This is a genomic window from Streptomyces sporangiiformans (assembly GCF_005768555.2).
GTDB lineage: Bacteria > Actinomycetota > Actinomycetes > Streptomycetales > Streptomycetaceae > Streptomyces > Streptomyces sporangiiformans.
In genome coordinates this window covers 1-776 of record NZ_VCHX02000208.1, presented here as the reverse complement: position 1 = coordinate 776, position 776 = coordinate 1, and the positions used below count along the sequence as shown (strand labels likewise).

The 776-nt window shown below is 72.7% G+C and carries 1 protein-coding gene; it reads left to right on the top strand.

What is annotated here, in order from left to right; translation table 11 throughout:
- Positions 1 to 776 (top strand): beta-ketoacyl reductase (locus FGD71_RS34920; RefSeq protein WP_119104587.1); only part of this gene is annotated, 776 nt, incomplete at both ends.

The following is a 776-nucleotide window of genomic DNA, read 5'->3' as shown; positions in this document are numbered from 1 at the left end:
GTGGGTCAGTCCGGGGTGTGGGGTCTGGGCCGTGTGGCGGCTTTGGAGTTCCCGGAGCGTTGGGGCGGTCTGGTCGACCTGCCGTCCCGGGTGGATGGCAGGACGCTGTCCCTGCTGGCCGGGATACTGGCCGGGAGTGGGGAGGACCAGGTCGCGCTGCGCGGCTCGCGCATTCTGGCCCGTCGTCTGCATCATGCCGCGCCCGCAGACCACGGCACTCACCGCACTGAGTCGTGGCGGGCAGACGGTCTGCGGGTGCTGGTCACCGGTGGCACCGGGGCGTTGGGTGCGCGGCTGGCGCGCCGGCTGGCCGAACAGGGCGCGGCTGAGCTGGTGCTGACCAGCCGACGCGGCCCGGACGCCCCCGGAGCCCATGAACTCACCGACGAACTAGAGACGTTGGGCGCCCAAGCAGTCGTAGAAGCCTGCGATGTCGCCGACCGTGATGCGGTAGCCGACCTGCTGGCCCGCCACCCCATCGACGCGGTCTTCCACGCCGCAGGCGTCCTGGACGACGACCCGATCAGCGACCTCACCCCCGACCGCGTGGCCCGCGTACTGGCGGGCAAGGCGGCCGGTGCCGCGCACCTCGATGAGCTCACCCGGGACCGGGAGCTGTCGGCGTTCGTGGTGTTCTCCTCGATCGCCGGAGTGTGGGGCAGTGGGGGGCAGGCCGCCTACGCCGCAGCCAACGCCCAGCTGGACGCGCTGATCGAGAACCGGCGGACGCAGGGCCTGACCGGGACCGCCCTCGCCTGGGGACCCTGGGACGGCGA